At 73.6% G+C, this 15,278-nt stretch carries 14 protein-coding genes; 7 read left to right on the top strand and 7 right to left on the bottom strand.

What is annotated here, in order from left to right:
* Window positions 1–52: 52 nt before the first annotated feature.
* Entirely contained in the window at window positions 53–559 is a 507-nt protein-coding gene (locus FGW37_RS03800; RefSeq protein WP_179079752.1) for a pyridoxamine 5'-phosphate oxidase family protein, read from the bottom strand.
* A 93-nt stretch (window positions 560–652) separates the two neighbouring features.
* Here FGW37_RS03800 and FGW37_RS03795 point away from each other — a divergent pair, with 93 nt between their 5' ends.
* Window positions 653–1,378, top strand: a complete 726-nt coding sequence (locus tag FGW37_RS03795) for a hypothetical protein (RefSeq protein ID WP_179079751.1) — start codon at window positions 653–655, stop codon at window positions 1,376–1,378.
* A gap of 188 nt (window positions 1,379–1,566) precedes the next feature.
* A complete protein-coding gene (locus tag FGW37_RS03790; RefSeq protein WP_179079750.1) occupies window positions 1,567–2,967 on the top strand; it encodes a cytochrome P450 in 1,401 nt (466 codons plus the stop codon).
* A 4-nt stretch (window positions 2,968–2,971) separates the two neighbouring features.
* On the opposite strand, the gene FGW37_RS03785 is transcribed toward FGW37_RS03790, so the two are convergent.
* Both FGW37_RS03785 and FGW37_RS03780 read right to left on the bottom strand, forming a co-directional pair.
* Complete coding sequence (locus FGW37_RS03785; protein WP_179079749.1) at window positions 2,972–4,165, bottom strand: isoaspartyl peptidase/L-asparaginase family protein; 1,194 nt, start codon at window positions 4,163–4,165, stop codon at window positions 2,972–2,974.
* 113 nt (window positions 4,166–4,278) lie between these two features.
* On the bottom strand, window positions 4,279–5,040 hold the full coding sequence (locus FGW37_RS03780) for a class I SAM-dependent methyltransferase (RefSeq protein WP_179079748.1): 762 nt from the start codon (window positions 5,038–5,040) through the stop codon (window positions 4,279–4,281).
* A gap of 192 nt (window positions 5,041–5,232) precedes the next feature.
* Between FGW37_RS03780 and FGW37_RS03775 the strand changes: the two genes are divergently transcribed.
* Window positions 5,233–6,174, top strand: coding sequence for a peptidoglycan recognition protein family protein (locus tag FGW37_RS03775; protein ID WP_179079747.1), 942 nt, complete (start codon window positions 5,233–5,235; stop codon window positions 6,172–6,174).
* A gap of 72 nt (window positions 6,175–6,246) precedes the next feature.
* On the opposite strand, the gene FGW37_RS03770 is transcribed toward FGW37_RS03775, so the two are convergent.
* Window positions 6,247–6,777, bottom strand: coding sequence for a hypothetical protein (locus FGW37_RS03770; protein WP_179079746.1), 531 nt, complete (start codon window positions 6,775–6,777; stop codon window positions 6,247–6,249).
* A 51-nt stretch (window positions 6,778–6,828) separates the two neighbouring features.
* Here FGW37_RS03770 and FGW37_RS03765 point away from each other — a divergent pair, with 51 nt between their 5' ends.
* On the top strand, window positions 6,829–8,496 hold the full coding sequence (locus tag FGW37_RS03765; RefSeq protein ID WP_246430252.1) for a GMC oxidoreductase: 1,668 nt from the start codon (window positions 6,829–6,831) through the stop codon (window positions 8,494–8,496).
* A gap of 104 nt (window positions 8,497–8,600) precedes the next feature.
* Here FGW37_RS03765 and FGW37_RS03760 read toward each other — a convergent pair whose 3' ends face one another.
* The 3 genes from FGW37_RS03760 to FGW37_RS03750 form a co-directional block, all read right to left on the bottom strand.
* A complete protein-coding gene (locus FGW37_RS03760; RefSeq protein ID WP_179079745.1) occupies window positions 8,601–10,784 on the bottom strand; it encodes a PIG-L family deacetylase in 2,184 nt (727 codons plus the stop codon).
* A 325-nt stretch (window positions 10,785–11,109) separates the two neighbouring features.
* Complete coding sequence (locus FGW37_RS03755) at window positions 11,110–11,853, bottom strand: response regulator (protein WP_179079744.1); 744 nt, start codon at window positions 11,851–11,853, stop codon at window positions 11,110–11,112.
* Window positions 11,850–13,034, bottom strand: coding sequence for a sensor histidine kinase (locus tag FGW37_RS03750; RefSeq protein ID WP_179079743.1), 1,185 nt, complete (start codon window positions 13,032–13,034; stop codon window positions 11,850–11,852). The genes FGW37_RS03755 and FGW37_RS03750 overlap by 4 nt, the downstream gene beginning before the upstream one ends.
* Window positions 13,035–13,213: 179 nt before the next feature.
* Here FGW37_RS03750 and FGW37_RS03745 point away from each other — a divergent pair, with 179 nt between their 5' ends.
* The 3 genes from FGW37_RS03745 (at window position 13,214) to FGW37_RS03735 (ending at window position 15,212) form a co-directional block, all read left to right on the top strand.
* Window positions 13,214–13,432, top strand: coding sequence for a hypothetical protein (locus tag FGW37_RS03745; protein ID WP_179079742.1), 219 nt, complete (start codon window positions 13,214–13,216; stop codon window positions 13,430–13,432).
* A 4-nt stretch (window positions 13,433–13,436) separates the two neighbouring features.
* Window positions 13,437–13,925 carry a cupin domain-containing protein gene (locus FGW37_RS03740; protein WP_179079741.1) on the top strand — a complete coding sequence of 163 codons (489 nt, stop codon included), beginning with the start codon at window positions 13,437–13,439 and terminating at the stop codon, window positions 13,923–13,925.
* 126 nt (window positions 13,926–14,051) lie between these two features.
* Window positions 14,052–15,212, top strand: coding sequence for an alpha/beta hydrolase (locus FGW37_RS03735; RefSeq protein ID WP_179079740.1), 1,161 nt, complete (start codon window positions 14,052–14,054; stop codon window positions 15,210–15,212).
* Window positions 15,213–15,278: the final 66 nt, after the last annotated feature.

The raw sequence follows: 15,278 nt of genomic DNA, 5'->3' as shown, positions 1-15,278 counted from the left end.
AGAGGCGCCTGCCGCCGCCTGCCGCCCGGGCGAAGCCGCCACCGCCCGTCGCTCAGACGAGCCACTCGCCGTCGCGCATCAAGTGACGCCCACGGAGCTCGGGTTCCTCGTGCCACGCCTGTACGGCGCGCGGCATCACCTTGAAGTAGGCGTACGCACCACCCTCCTTGCGGGGGTCCCAGCCCGAGTGCCGGGCGAATGCGTCGGCCGCCGCGGCCGGCACCTCCTGCGCGCCGTACGTCTCCACGTCGCCGTCGATGAGGACGACGTCACGCGTGTGCCCGAGGGCGAGCCGGGCCCGGCCGCCGTCCCGCAGGTTGCGGCCCGTCGGGTTGGCCGGCCGGGTCGACATCCAGATCGCCTCCCCGTCCCACAGGAACCACAACGGCACCAGGCACGGCACCCCGTCGGCGCCGGCCGAGGCGACCCAGATGTCCAGCTCCCGCCTCAGCCGCTCCAGGACGTCCCGCTTGCGCTGCGCTCCGCTGCGGATGCCGGGGGTCCGCGGATCCCGTGCCGCCTCCGGGTCCTGCCCGGCCGTCTCCGATTCGATCTTCATGCCCGGACGCTACCCGCGCGGTCTCCCGTGCGCCTCGGGCTGCGGCCGTAGGGCCGTCGACCGACCCGGCCCGGGCCCGTAGGCTGCCCGCTCATGAACGACGACGTGCGCAACATCGTGCTGGGACTGGTCGCCAGCGGGATCAGCGCCACCGCGGGCTGGTTCGTCCGGACCCTGCTGTGGCGGCGCCAACTCCGGCGCAAGCAGATCTTCTTCGGCCTGCCGGCGGGCTCGGAGTGCCTGCTCGTGGTCAACCAGGACCCGAGCGCGAACGGCTGGGGCGTCGCGCGGCACGACGCCTTCGCGCTGCTGGAGATATCCGCGCTGATCAAGGAGTGCGGGGCGCACGCGGACATCGTGGTGCACGACGCCGCCCGCCAGGGGATCGGCGTGCGCACCGAGTTCTGCGTCGGCGGTCCCGTGTCGAACCGGCGCACCGAGGCCCACCTGCGTTCGCTGCTGCCCGGCGTCGCGGTGGCCAACGGCCACGGCGGGCCGGACGCGGGCGCGCTCACCGTCGGCGGCGAGACGTACCGGGTGGACAAGGGGACGGCCGAGTACGTCCTGCTCGCCCGGGTGACCGGGCCCGGCGGCAGCCGGCCGGTCTTCCTCGCCTCCGGCCAGCGCAGCGTCACCAACCAGGCGGCCATACGGTACCTGGCCGGGCACCACAGACAGCTCGCCCACCGTTACGGGCTCGACGGCACGTTCTGCCTCCTGCTGAAGGTCGTGAACTCGGACGCGTACGGACCGGACATGGTGGAACTGGTCTCCGACATCACTGCGGCGGCCACCACCGCGCCGTCCCCCGCCCGCTGACCGCGGCCGCGCCCGATGACTGCAGCCCCGCTCCCCGCTCCCCGCCGAGGGGCTCACCCGATCCGGCGGTGCGGGCGGTGCGGCGGTTCCTTCCGCAGGGGCGGCTTCGCTACGGTGGCCGTGCCCTGCTGCCGCGACGACGCCGTGCCCGGAAGAGGATTCCGGGCGCAGATCCTGGAGGCACGTCCATGGGGACCCGCCGCCACGACCGGACGCCCGCGGACCCCGGCTTGCGGGCGGGTCGCGCGCCGGGGGCCCGGCCCCTGGCAGGGCACCTGCCCGCCCTCTACAGGTCGCCACTCGGCTTCCTCGGCGCACTGCCCCGGTACGGCGACCTCGTCGAGGTCCGCATCGGCCGCCGGCCGGTGTTCATGCTCTGCCACCCCGATCTCGTGCGCCGGGTCCTCACCGACGACCGGACTTACGACCGGGAGGGGCCCACGTACCAGCGCTCCCGCCGCGCGATGGGCAACGGCCTGGCGACCTGCCCCCAGGCCGAGCACCGGACGCAGCGCCGGCTGATGCAGCCCGCCTTCGGCCCGGACCACCTGGCCCGGTACGCGACGGTCATGCGGCGGACGATCGGCGAGGCCATGGACGGGTGGCGCCACGGACAGCAAGTCGACCTCGGCGGCGAGCTGTTCGCGCTGGCCACCAGGACCGCGGTGCGGGCGCTCTTCGACGCCGACCTGCCGCCCGCCGAGGGCCGGGAGCTGCACGAGGCCCTGGACGCCTTCCTCAAGGGCATCTACCGGCAGACGCTCCTGCCGTGGGCCGCCGCGCTGCCCACCCCCGGCAACCGCCGCTACGGCCGCGCCCTGGCCCACTGGCAGGCGTACACCGCCCGCCTCGTCGGCACCCGCCGCGCGCGCCCCGGGACCGGCGGCAGCGGGGACGTTCCCAAGGACGTCCTCTCCCACCTGCTCTCCACCCGCCTGCCCGACGGGGCACCGGTCGCCGGCGACGCCGTCCACGACCAGTGCACCGCGCTCGTCCTCGCCGGCTCCGAGACCACCGCCTCCGCGCTCGCCTGGTCCTGCCACCTCCTGTCGCACCACCGCGACGTCGCCGAAGAGCTCTACGCCGAGGCCCACGGAGTCCTGCGGGGACGGACCGCCACCCAGGAGGACCTGCCCGGGCTGCCGCTGACCGGACGGGTCGTCACCGAGGCCCTGCGCCTGTACCCGCCGGCGTGGCTGATCCCGCGGGTGACCACCGTGGAGACGGAGCTGGCGGGCCGGTGCCTGCCGGCGGGCAACATGGTGGTGTTCAGCCCGTACATCATTCACCGCCGCGGCGACCTCTACCCCGAACCCGGCCGGTTCCGGCCCGGCCGCTGGGCGGAGGAGGACGTTCCGGCCGATGGCCCTGCAGCCGACCGGAACGCATCACTCCGTGCCTACGTGCCGTTCGGGCTCGGCGCCCATCGCTGCATCGGGGAGTCCTTCGCCCTGACCGAGGCGACGATGGCGCTGGCGACGATCGCCGCCCGCTGGAGGCTGCAGGCGGTTCCCGGAGCCGCCGTCCGCCCGGCGGCCAGGGCCGTGCTCGCTCCCGAGTACCTGCCCATGTACCTGTACGCGCGCTGAGCCGTCACCGGCCGGTGCGCGACTCGTCGGGGAACACCTTCGTGACGATCTCGCCGCCGGCCGTCAGATAGCCGTAGAGCATGCCCTCGCTGCTGTGCGGGGCGGCGAGCACCCCGTCGGGGCCGAGTGCGATCATGCCGCCCGTGCCGCCCAGCCGGGTGAGCCGCTCGTGCACGACTTCATGGGCGGCAGTGGCCACGTCCCTGCCGCCGAACTCGATCAGGTGCGAGAGGGTCGACGTGGCGGCCCCGCGGATGAACACCTCGCCGTGCCCGGTCGCACTGGCCGCCACCGTTGCATTCTTCGCGTACGTCCCCGCCCCCACGAGGGGGGAGTCGCCCACGCGGCCGGCCATCTTGTTGGTCATTCCGCCCGTGGAGGTCGCGGCGGCGAGGTCGTGCTTGCGGTCGACGGCCACGGCGCCGACCGTACCCATGGCGGACTCGCCGACGGCCTCACTGCCGACGGCCCTGTCATCGACGGTCTTGCCGTCGACGGCCCTGCCATCAACGGCCCTGCCATCGACGGACTTCCCGCTCGCGGACGGCGAAGTGCCGCCCCTGCTCCGCTCCTTGGCCTTCATGAGGCTGTCCCAGCGCGCCTGCGTCCAGTAGTAGTCCTGGGTCACCGCCGGCAGGCCGTTGCGCACGGCGAAGTCGTCGGCGCCCTCGCCCGCCAGCAGCACGTGCGGCGTGCGCTCCATCACGAGGCGGGCGGCGGAGACGGGGTTGCGCACGTGGCGGACGCCGGCCACGGCACCGGCCGCCAGGTCCGAGCCGCGCATGACCGACGCGTCCAGCTCGTGCCCCGCGTCCTCGGTGAACACCGCCCCCTTGCCCGCATTGAACAGGGCGTTGTCCTCCAGCGACCGTACGGCCGCCTCGACCGCGGCCACGCTGCCGCCGCCGTCCCGCAGAACCTTCCGGCCGGCGCGCAGGGCGTCGGCCAGCCCGTCGCGGTAAGCCTTCTCCGTGCGGGCGTCGGTGTCCTCCCGCCGTAACGCCGTACCGGCGCCGCCGTGCACGGCCAGCACCACGTCGGTCGCCTCCGGCCGGGGAGCGGCCCCGCGGCCGGGGCCCGCGGCCGCCGCGGCGCCCTCCGGCCGGGCCGACGGCTGTGACAGTGCGGGCAGAGCCACCGCGACCGCCACCAGGGCGGTGAGTACGGGAAGGATCCAGAGTCTCGAACGCATGCGCATGGGCCTCGCTCCTTCGCTTTCGCGATCCGGGCTCGCTTCATGGGGCGCTCGTTTCTTAGCTCAAGGACCGATTCCACGCCACCGTGCGAGCGCACCCCTTCGGAGCCGGCGGGTCAGACGGGCTTGCGGGCCTCGATGAGGAAGCGCGCCGAGTGGGCGACGAAAGGACCTTCGGCCGTGATGCGTTCGTGCAGTTCGCGCAGCCGGTCGCGGTACTGGCCGACGGTGAAGCCGGGGACCATCCAGATCACCTTCCGCAGGAAGTAGATCACCGCGCCGACGTCGCGGAACTCCATCCGCAGGGTCTCGGCGCGCAGATCGACGACGCCGAGCCCCGCGGCCTCCGCCTCCCGCCGCTCGTCGTCGGGGTGGCGCCTGCGCCGCACCTCCTCCGGCTGGGGGCCCAGGAAGTACTCGACCAGCTCGAAGGCGCTGGCCGGGCCCACGTGCTGCGCGAGGTACGTGCCGCCCGGCCGCAGCACCCGGGCGATCTCCTCCCACCACACGGTCGCCGGGTGACGGCTGGTCACGAGGTCGAACGCCTCGTCGGCGAAGGGCAGGGGAGGCTCGTCGGCATCGGCGACCACGACCGCCCCGAGGGGGTGCAGCAGCCTCGTCGCCTTGGCGACGTTGGGCGGCCAGGACTCCGTGGCCACCATCGTGCGGGGCAGCTTCCGCGCCCCGGCGAGGACCTCCCCGCCGCCCGTCTGGATGTCGAGGGCAGCGTCCGCGAAGGCCAGGCGCTCGCTCATGGTGCGCTGATAGCCCCAGGAGGGTCGCTCCTCGGTGGCCCGGCCGTCCAGCCAGGAGAAGTCCCAGCCGGCCATGGGGGCGGCCTCGGCCTCGGCCACCAGGTCGTCAAAGCTTCGTGACATATCAGAAGTAATACCGCAAAGAACATCAATAGTCCCCGGGATTTAGTTCCCGGGACTTCCGGGACGGCATTCACCACCGGAGGCACTCGTTCCCGGTGGCGCGCGGCATGGGAACGGGCATACCGCGAACAGACGTGCGTGTCGCCGTGCGGTGCGGCGCGCACCCCCACCCCCCAGCCCCGAGGAGTCGTGATGGCCTGGTACCCGGGCGCCACGAAGATGGAGCTCCAGCCGGAGTCGGACGATCAGCCGGCGATCCGCCCCACCCAGTTCATCCTGCACAGCGTCGGCGCGCCGTGGACCGCGCGCCGCCTCTACGAGTTCTGGCGCGACAGTACCAACCTCGAGTCGCACTTCGGCCTCGGCTACGGAGGCGACCTCGCGCAGTACATCGGCACCCAGACCCGCGCCGACGCCAACTACCGGGCCAACCTGCGCCCGGACGGCAGCGGGGCGGTGAGCATCGAGACCGCCTCCAACCTGGAGCACACCGACCCGTGGACCGACCGGCAGGTCGACAGACTCGTCGAGGTCGGGGTGTGGCTGCACCAGTACCACGGCCTGCCGTTACGGGTCTGCCGCTCCTGGGACGAACCGGGCTACGGCTACCACCGGCTGTTCTCGCAGTGGTCCACGGGCGGCACGGCCTGCCCGGGCGACGCCCGCGTGGGGCAGTTCCACGACGTGGTCTTCCCCGCCATCGTGGCCCGGGCCTCCGACCGGCCCGCCGACCCGCTGCCGGGCGGGGCGGCGCCGCGGACGCTCGGCGAGTACACCGACGCGCAGACCGCGCTCGTCCCCGGTACGTGGACGACGCTCTCGGTCAACGGCCGGACCTTGATCAGCGGCGCGAAGGCGTACACGGCCACGGTCTTCCTGACCGTGACGGTCCCTGCGGGCAGCACGCTCCAGGGGCGCTTCTACCACCAGCGGGCGGACGGCTCCCGCTGGAACGGCCCGATCGTCGAGCGCATCGCGACGGTGGGCGCGTCCTTCGTCGACTTCACCCACCACGGCTCCGTCTCCGAAGGGGAGACCGTCCGCTTCGAGGCGTGCTACGACCCGCCCGCGCCGGGTGTACGCGACCCGGGCACGGTCTCCACCTCGCGGGCGCGCGGCTTGTACTGGACCTGACCCGGAGGCGGGAGCTGGTCGCGGCGTCCCGGGTCAGGCCTGCGGCGCCCCGGGGCTCGGCGGGCTCCGCGATCAGTGCCGTGCCCGCGCGGCGGAAGCCTGCCCGGGAGTGGATCCGGACCACGTCGTCGTCGCCGGTGGAGAGGAAGACGGTCTGCGCGCCCCGCGACCGCGCGTCGGCGACGAGGGCCGCGGTGACCGCGAGGCCCAGGGGCCCTGCCGGCGCACGGCGGGCAGCGTCCCGATGCCGACCAGCTCGGTGACCGCGACGACGGGCTGGTGCATGCCCGAACACAGGGCCGTGTCCCCGCGGACGGCCGCGGCGGCCACCGTCAGGCCCGCGCGGATGCGCGCCGCCAGACGGTCCGCCGTGCCGTCCCGGGAGAAGGCGAGCGGGCCGAGGGCCGCCGCACTCGGCAGCGCGGGGTCATCCGGGCCGAGCAGCTGCACGGCCAGGCCCTCGGGCAGCGCCACCGCGGCCGTGGTGCCGCCCGGTTCGAGCACCATCAGGGGGTGTTCGTGCACGGTCAGCCTGGCCCGCAGCACGTCGGCGGCGCTCACCGGCCCGGCGCCCGCCGGGCCCCGGGCGGTGCTGCGCGGCACGGTCACGCACACCCTGTAAGCGTCTCCTGACACACTGCTACCTTGGGTGTGGTGTCGAAGAGACCGGATCACGCCACCGGGGCCGGAAGCTCCCCCCTGTCGCGCCGCCGTCTGCTGGGCTGGGCCGCCTTCGGTGCCGCCTCCCTCACGGGCGCGACCACGATCACGGCCGCGGCCGGACCGCGGCCGTCCGCCGCCGGTCCGGTCGGCAGCGGCGCCTTCGTACCGGCCGTGGTGGTCGGCACGGGCTACGGGGCGGCCGTCACCGCGCTGCGGCTGGGGGAGGCAGGCGTCGGGACGCTGATGCTGGAGATGGGGCAGCTGTGGAACCGGCCCGGGCCGGACGGCAAGGTCTTCTGCGGGATGCTCGACCCGGACCGGCGCTCCACCTGGTTCAAGAACCGCACCGAGGCGCCCGTCGCCTCCTTCCTCTGGCTCGACGTCGTCAACCGCCCGGTCCAGCCGTACGCCGGCGTCCTCGACCGCGTGAACTTCGGTCAGATGGGGGTGTACGTGGGGCGTGGGGTGGGCGGCGGCTCGCTCGTCAACGGCGGCATCGCCGCGACGCCCCGGCGCTCCTACTTCGGGGAAGTGCTCCCGCAGGTCGACGCCGGCGAGATGTACGGCCGTCACTTCCCGCGCGCCCTCGCGATGCTCAGGGCGAACGAGGTCGCCGCGGACTGGTTCGAGCAGACCGAGTGGTACCGCTTCGCCCGCGTCGCGCGCGAGGCGGCCACAAAGGCGGGGATGAGGACGAGGTTCGCCCCCAACGTCTACGACTTCGCCTACATGCGGCGCGAGGCGGCGGGCGAGGTGCCGAAGTCCGCGCTGGCCGCCGAGGTCATGTACGGCAACAACCACGGCAAGCAGAGCCTGGACAAGACCTACCTCGCCGCCGCCCTCGGCACCGGCAAGGTCACCATCGAGACCCTGCACCGCGTCACGAAGGTCCGCCGCGAGCAGGACGGCACGTACGTCCTGACCGTCGAGCCGATCGACGCGGAGGGGCGGCGGCTCGCGCCCAAGGAGATCGGCTGCCGCTACCTCTTCCTCGGGGCCGGCAGCCTCGGCTCCACGGAGCTGCTGGTCCGGGCCCGTGACACCGGCACCCTGCCGGACCTCGGCGCGGCGGTCGGCGCGGGCTGGGGGCCGAACGGCAACGTCATGGCCGGCCGCGCCAACACGCTGCCGCACCCCACGGGCGCCCGCCAGTCGGCCATCGCCGCGACCTGCATCGACGACTGGGACGATCCCGCGGCGCCCGTCTTCGCCGACGTCACCTCGCTGCCCGCGGGTTTCGAGACCTGGATCAGCATGTACCTGGCCGTCACCAGGAACCCCGAGCGCGGCACGTTCGTCCACGACAGCGCCACGGACCGCGTACGGCTGCGCTGGGAGCGGGAGCAGAACGCCCCCGCCGTCGCCGCGGCGAAGTCCTTCTTCGACCGGATGAACAAGGCGAACGGCACCGACTACCGCTACGACCTCTTCGGCCCGCGGCCCAAGGCATTCGGGGACGACTTCTGCTACCACCCGCTCGGCGGCTGCGTCCTGGGCCGGGCCACCGACGCCTACGGGCGGGTCGCCGGGTACCGGCACCTGTACGTGAACGACGGGGCGCTGATCCCGGGCTCGATCGGGGTGAACCCGTTCGTGACCATCACGGCGCTGGCCGAGCGGAACGTCGAACGGATCCTCGCCGAGGACATCGCGCGATAGGCCGAGGACGACGCGCGATAGGCCGAGATACCGCGCGACCGGGGGCGCCGGCGCCGGACGCCTGAGCGCCGGGCGCCTCACCTCCGTACGACCCGTACGACGTCCTACGACTGGACGTTCGTCCGCGCCTTCCCGTCGTGGGCGATCCAGTCCGTGAACGCGCCCTTGCCCGGGCCGCGCAGCCGCGCGCTGCTCAGCTTGTTGTCCAGGCCCATGACGACGACCGCGACCGCATTGCCCTTGGCGTCGAGCGCGACGCCGGGGACACCCCGGTACGGAATGCCGTCCTTGCCCCACGGACCCGGGCGGCCGGACCCGGCGGACAGCCGCACGCGGCCCTTGCCGTCGTGGTCGGTGAGCACGGTGGTGTTCCCGGCCTGTCCGACGGCGACGCGGCCATGGCCGTTGAGAGGGTCGCACTGGGCCGAGACGCGCCAGCCCTTGTCGTCGCCGAGCCGGTCGACGACGAGTACCCGGGAGGTGTTCGGCTGACGCACGGCCATGCGCATGCCGCCGCTCGCGAGGGGGGCGAGGCTCAGCGGGCCGGTGACGGCGGGGAGCTTCGTCGGCTCGGCCGGCTGCAGCGGGCCGCCGGGACCCTGCGACATCCAGTGGTGCACGGTCTTCGTGTCGGCGGCCACGAGGTGGATCCGGCCCTGGCCGTCGAGGGCCGCGTCGAGCCCGTCCTCGAGCCTCACCCGGGGGCCGGCGGAGGGGAGCGTCTCCCACTCGGAGAAGTCCTTGCCGCCGGCGCCACTGCGCCGGCTCACCTCGCCCTCGAAGGTGCGGACGAAGACGTGGACGGTGCCGTCGGTGCCGGCCACGGCGACCGGATAGCCCATCTCCATCGAGCGCGCGGGGTCCTGCTCGGGCGAGCCCAGAGATTCCCAGGGGCCGAACGACGGGGTGCCGCCGGAGCCGTCGCCGCTTCCGTCGCCGCTCTGCAGCGCGGTGACGACCTCGCGCCGGTGCGGCGTGTCCTTCCCGGGTAGCACCGTGCGTATGGAGAACAGCTGCAGGGTGCCGTCGGAGTGGCGCAGCGCCTGCACCTGGCCCTCCAGCATCGATCCGCCGAGGGAGGTGGGCGTGGACCAGATGCCGCTGCCGGCCTTGGCCTCGGTCCAGCACTGCGCCGCACCGTCGAGGACCGCGAACGCCGCGAGGCGGCCGTCGGGCAGCGGCTGCACCCAGCGCATCGTGCCGGGCGCGCGGTGGCGGCAGTTGCTCGACCAGCCGTGGTACTTCGTCCCGGAGGTGCGGCCCACCTTGCGGTCGCCGCAGCCCGCGGCGTCGCCGCAGTCCTTGCCGTCGGCCCAGCCGTAGGTGTCGAGGAACTTGAGCTTGTGGTCGGTGGTGGCCTTGTCGAGATTGCTGGGGAGGTGGGAGACCTCGTAGCCGACGTAGCTGTCCACGGCCGTGGGCCGGGCGTGCTTGCGGCCCCAGTACTCGGCGAGCGCGGCCTGGGCGAAGAACGCGGACGTCGTGTGGTCCTGGTGGTCGTACTTGGCTATGCCGCGCAGGACGGGCGGGGTGTTCGGGAACTCCGGCGGCTTCGGCAGGTGCGTGGGGTTGGGGTCCAGGGTGCGGACGACGGTCGGCTGGTAGCGCTCGAATATCGCGACGAGGGTGTCGATGAGCTGCTTGCGGCCGTACTGGAAGGTGCTCCTGACCGGGCTGGCGGCCGGCCGGAGCGTCGTCAGCTGCGGGGTCGCCCCGAGCCACAGGCCGCGCAGGCTCTCCTTGCGCGGATTGCGCAGGGTGCGGGCCTCGACCAGCTCCAGGAAGATCAGCTGGACCTGGGGGGCCGCGCGCAGGGTGTGCAGCTCGACCTGGATGCCGGGCAGGAGGGACAGGGCCTCCACGGTCCAGGGGCTGAGCCAGTCGCCGGTGGCCATCTGGGCCGTTGCCTCGCGGAAGCCGTTGAGCCGGGCGCGGACGAACTCGCCCCGCTTCTCGGGCAGCCGCTTGTAGCCGCGGGCGCCCGACAGCTCGTTGCGGCCGTCGGACTCGCCGCCGGTGAGACAGACCGTCACGGAGGGGCCGCCGCCGAGGATCGACTGCTCCAGCTCCGGGTTCATGAAGTAGAGGGAGTCGTCGGGGTGGGCGATGACGTGGACGAACGACTCGGACGTCGTGGCCTTCGCAGGGCGTACCGGAGCGCCGTCCTGCGCGGCCTTCTTCTTCGCCTCCGGGGACAGCCACTGCCAGGCACCCACCGCGCCGGCTCCGACGACGATGCCGCCGCCCGCGACCTGGAGTACACGTCGGCGCGGTATGTGCCCAGGCACAGGTTTCCCCCACTCTCCTGCGCGTGATGCGCGGATAGAAAAGCAAAGGGGCGATTAGAACTAATCGCCCATGGATCATGAGTTCGATCCTATGACCGGCAACCTGCTGTTTCCCCGCTGTTTTGTAACAGCCGTACGTCGGCCGCATGTAGTTTCGTAGGCGGTTGCGCAACACCGCCCTACGGGCGTGCCGGGGTGACCGACGGTCGCGTGGTGGTAGCGGAGCGGCTTATGGAAAGCGCCGGTCCGGTCTGCTCGGGGAGCTGCTCACAGCGCTGTGCCGGGGCCCGGCCTCGGCCGGGCTCAGGCCGGGCTCAGGGCGGGCTCAGGCCTCCGCGCCGGGCCCGCCCGCGTCATGGACGAGCAGGGCGATCTGCACCCGGTTGTTGAGGCCCAGCTTGGTGAGGATGCGCGAGACGTGCGTTTTGACCGTCGCCACGCTCATATAGAGCGCGCCGGCGATCTCCGCGTTCGACTGCCCGCGCCCGACGCAGGCCGCGACCTCCCGCTCCCGGTCATTGAGCGCGGCCAGCAGCGCCCGGGCCCGGTCGCCGCGGGTGTCCCGCTCCCGCTCCGTGACCCGGGTGATGAGCTGCTGCGTGACGGCGGGGGAGAGGACCGGCTCACCGGCGGCGACCCTGCGCACGGCCGCGACGATCTCCGCCGGAGGGGTGTCCTTGAGGACGAAGCCCGCCGCTCCGGCGCGCAGGGCCCGCAGCACCTGCTCGTCGGCGTGGAAGGTCGTCAGGACGACGACCTCCGGGGCGTCTTCGCGGCGGCGCAGCTCCTCCGTGGCGGCCAGGCCGTCGACCGACGGCATGCGGATGTCCATCAGCACCACGTCGGGCGCGTGCCGGTCGACGAGGGCGGTGACCTCCGAACCGTCGGCGGCCTCTCCGACGATGCGGATGTCGGGCAGGCCGCCCAGCATGAACGACAGGCCCGCCCGCACCAGGGGGTCGTCGTCCACGAGCAGGACCCGGATCGGCCGGCCTTGCGGGGACTGCTGGGCCTGGGCCCCGGGGGAGTGCGAGGGCTCGGTGCCGTGCGGCGGCTGCGGGGCGTTCATGGCCGCCACGGTAGCCAGCCGTCGATGCGGAAGCCGCCGTCGGGTGTGGGTCCGTGCGAGAGCCGGCCGCCGGCGAGGGCGGCGCGCTCGGCCAGCCCGATGAGCCCCTGCCCGGAGCCGGGCACGGATGCTCCGCTGCCGTCCCCCGGCGGATTGGTGATCCCGACCGTGAGCCCCGCCTCCGGGGAGCCCTCGACCGTGACCCTCACCGCCGCACCTCCGGCGTGCTTACGGGCATTGGTCAGCGCCTCCTGCACGATCCGGTACACCGTGCGGCCCGTGGCCTCCGGAACCGCCGGGGCGTCGGCCACCCGCTGGACGAGCACCACCTCCGTGCCCGCCTGCCGGGACTCCTCCACCAGCTCCTCCAGCGCAGCCAGGGTGGGCTGCGGGCGGTCCCCTCCCCCCTCCGCGCCGGGGGCTCGCAGCACCCCGATCACCTCGCGCAGATCCTCCAGGGCCTGATGCGCACTGTCACGGATCACCCCGGCGGCCCGGGCCACCTCCGCGGGCGGTGCATCCGGACGGAACTCCAGGGCCCCCGCATGCACGCACAGAAGCGACAGCCGGTGCGCGAGGACGTCGTGCATCTCCCGGGCGATGCGCTCCCGCGCCAGGCGCTGGGCCTGCTCCGCTCGCAGCTGCGCCTCCGCCTCGGCCCGCCGGGCGCGCTCGCGCAGCGACAGGACCAGCTGGCGCCGGGAGCGGACGAACATGCCCCAGCCGATGACGGTGAGGACCAGCAGCAGGCCCGTGGCCGTCGCGGCGGGGAACGGCAGGTCCGGGTCGGGGCGGATCGCCGCCTGCAGCGGCTCGCTGATCAGGGCGAGCCCTCCCACGGCGGCCACGGTCCGGAACGGCCGGTGCACGGCGACCGTGAACACCGCCACCAGCATGGCCCCTGCGGCGGGCGGCACGGGGGTGCTCACCACCACCAGGACCACGGCGAGCGGCACCGGCCACCGGCGGCGCATCCACAGCGCGACGCAGGCCAGGGCGCCCACGATCTGGTCGAAGAAGAGGAGTGCGGGCGAGGGGTCCGGAGCCTTGCGCAGCGCCTCGGCGGCCAGTATCCCGATCACGGCCGCGAGGGCGATGCAGAGGATGTCCACCGCCCAGTCGCGCACACTGCGCGCCCTGCGGGGCCGCACCTCCGCCGTCTCCTCGGTCTTCACGTCCATGAGCAGCCAATTTACCGACGCGGCGGGCGGACGGGAGGCATCGGACGGAGGGCCGATACCAAAGTTGTACGAGGCGGGACCTTGGATGATCCGGGGGACTGCGGGCGGCTACTTCGGTCGGCGCCGCACAGCCTTCCGGGCGATGACCGGGGCGGGGCGGCGGCAGGAGCATGGCGGGTATGAAGAAGCTGCTCGAAGGCGTCGGCGTCATCCTCGTCCTGCAGGGGCTGGGCGGCGTCGTCCACGGACTCACCGGCTGGTTCCACTACTGGGTGGTCGTGCGCTACCTCGGTTTTCTCGACGGCTACGAGATGTACGCGAGCATCGTCCTCGCCGTCATCGGCGCGGCCCTGGTCATAGCCTCGGATGCCGTCAAGGCCGAGGCCGCGCGAGAATGACGCCATGGCTGACAGTACTTCCGGCAGTACTTCCGGCATCTCCGAACTGGTCGCGCTCCTCGGTCTCCAACCGCACGTCGAGGGAGGGTGGTTCCGCGAGACGTGGAAGACCTCGCGCGAGGCGGTCCCCGACGGCTACGGCGGGCCGCGTGCGTTCGCCACCGGCATCTACTACCTCCTCCACCCCGGTGAGGTCTCCCGCTGGCACCGCGTGCGCTCCGACGAGCTGTGGCTGTGGCACCGCGGCGGCCCGCTGCGGATGAGGCTCGGCGGCTCCGGCGACAGGCCCGACGGGAAGGAGGCCTCCGAAGTGGTCGTCGGACCCGGCGTCGAGCGGGGCGAGCAACCGCAGTTCCTGGTGCCCGGCGGCGTGTGGCAGTCGGCCGAGCCTGCGGGGGACGAGCCGGTGCTGGTGACGTGCGTGGTCGCACCGGGCTTCGACTACGAGGACTTCGAGGACTCCGTGGATTCCGAGGATCCCGCGAGGGGCTGAAGGCGCCCCCTCGCCGACCCCCTACTGAGGTATCACTCCAGGGTTGGCTCCCTGGGGTGACGCAGGCTCGGACACCCTCTTTCTAGCTTTCCCTCTGTCACGCAACGGGACGAGGGAGAGACAGTCATGGGCCGCTTCAAGCGCACGCTGGTCGCCGCAGCTCTGGCCGCCACGGTCGTGGCCGGCACGGCCGGCTGGGCCGTCAGCGACGAGCAGGCCGTGGTGACCGGCCCGCCCGCCGGTGCCGAGGCGTGGCGTGCGGACCACTCCCTCCACCGCGAGCTGCCGGACCCGGCGACGGCGGCACCGCGTACGGTCGCCGCGTTCTTCGCCGGTCTCACCGAGGCCCAGCGCAAGGACCTGGCGGCCCGTCACGCGCTGGTCGTCGGCAACCTCGACGGTGCGCCCGTGCCCCTGAGGTACGAGGCCAACGCCCGGGCGATAGCCGCCGAGCGGGAGAAGGCGCAGGCCCGGGTCGCGGACCCCGGCCTGACCCGCGCCGCGCGGGAAGAGGCCCGCGAGCGTGCCGACCGCTGCGAGCGGCTGCTCGCGCCGGGCCGCCGGATCCTGGCCTTCGACCCGCGCGGCCGCGGCCAGGTCGCCGAGGTGTACGGCGATCTGGCGGCCGCCCGGCACACCGCCGTCATCGTGCCGGGTTCGGACATCGACCTCCGCACCTTCGACCGGACGAAGGACCGCTACGGCACCCCCGCCGGGATGGCCGCCTCCCTGCGGGCCGAGATGGAGCGCAGGGCGCCCGGCACCCCGACCGCCGTCATCGCCTGGGCCGGCTACACCACGCCCGTGGGCCTCGGTGTGGACGCCGCCACCGGGCGCCTCGCGCAGGCCGGGGCCGTGCGCCTGGAGCGCCTGCTCTCCGGGCTGGCGGCGGCCGCCGCCTCTCCCGCCGCGCCGCCGCCCGCCGTCTTCTGCCACAGCTACGGCTCGGTGGTCTGCGGCCTGGCCGCCCCGTCCGTCGACCGCACTGAGGCCGCCGACCTCGTGGCGCTCGGCAGCCCCGGCATGCGCGCCGACTCGGTGGCCGGGCTGCACACCGGTGCCCGCGTCTGGGCCGCCGCGCGCAACTCCTCGGACTGGATAGGCAACGTCCCCAACGTCGACCTCTTCGGCCTGGGCCACGGCACCGACCCCACCTCCCCGGGGTTCGGCGCCCGCATCGTCCCCACGCTCGGTGCCCACGGCCACACCGGCTACTTCGCCCCCGGCACGGACTCCCTGCGCAACTTCGCGCACATCGCCCTCGGCGCCTACGCCTCGGTCCGCTGACCGGCCCGGTCCGGCCGTGCGAAGTTGATCACCTCCGACCTGAGGCGGATGGCAGGAGTGTCACGG

Origin of the sequence: Streptomyces rectiverticillatus, from assembly GCF_013394065.1 — a bacterium.
Classification (GTDB): domain Bacteria; phylum Actinomycetota; class Actinomycetes; order Streptomycetales; family Streptomycetaceae; genus Streptomyces; species Streptomyces rectiverticillatus.
Note: the sequence above shows the minus strand (reverse complement) of the source record. Positions and strands in the feature narration are given on the sequence as shown.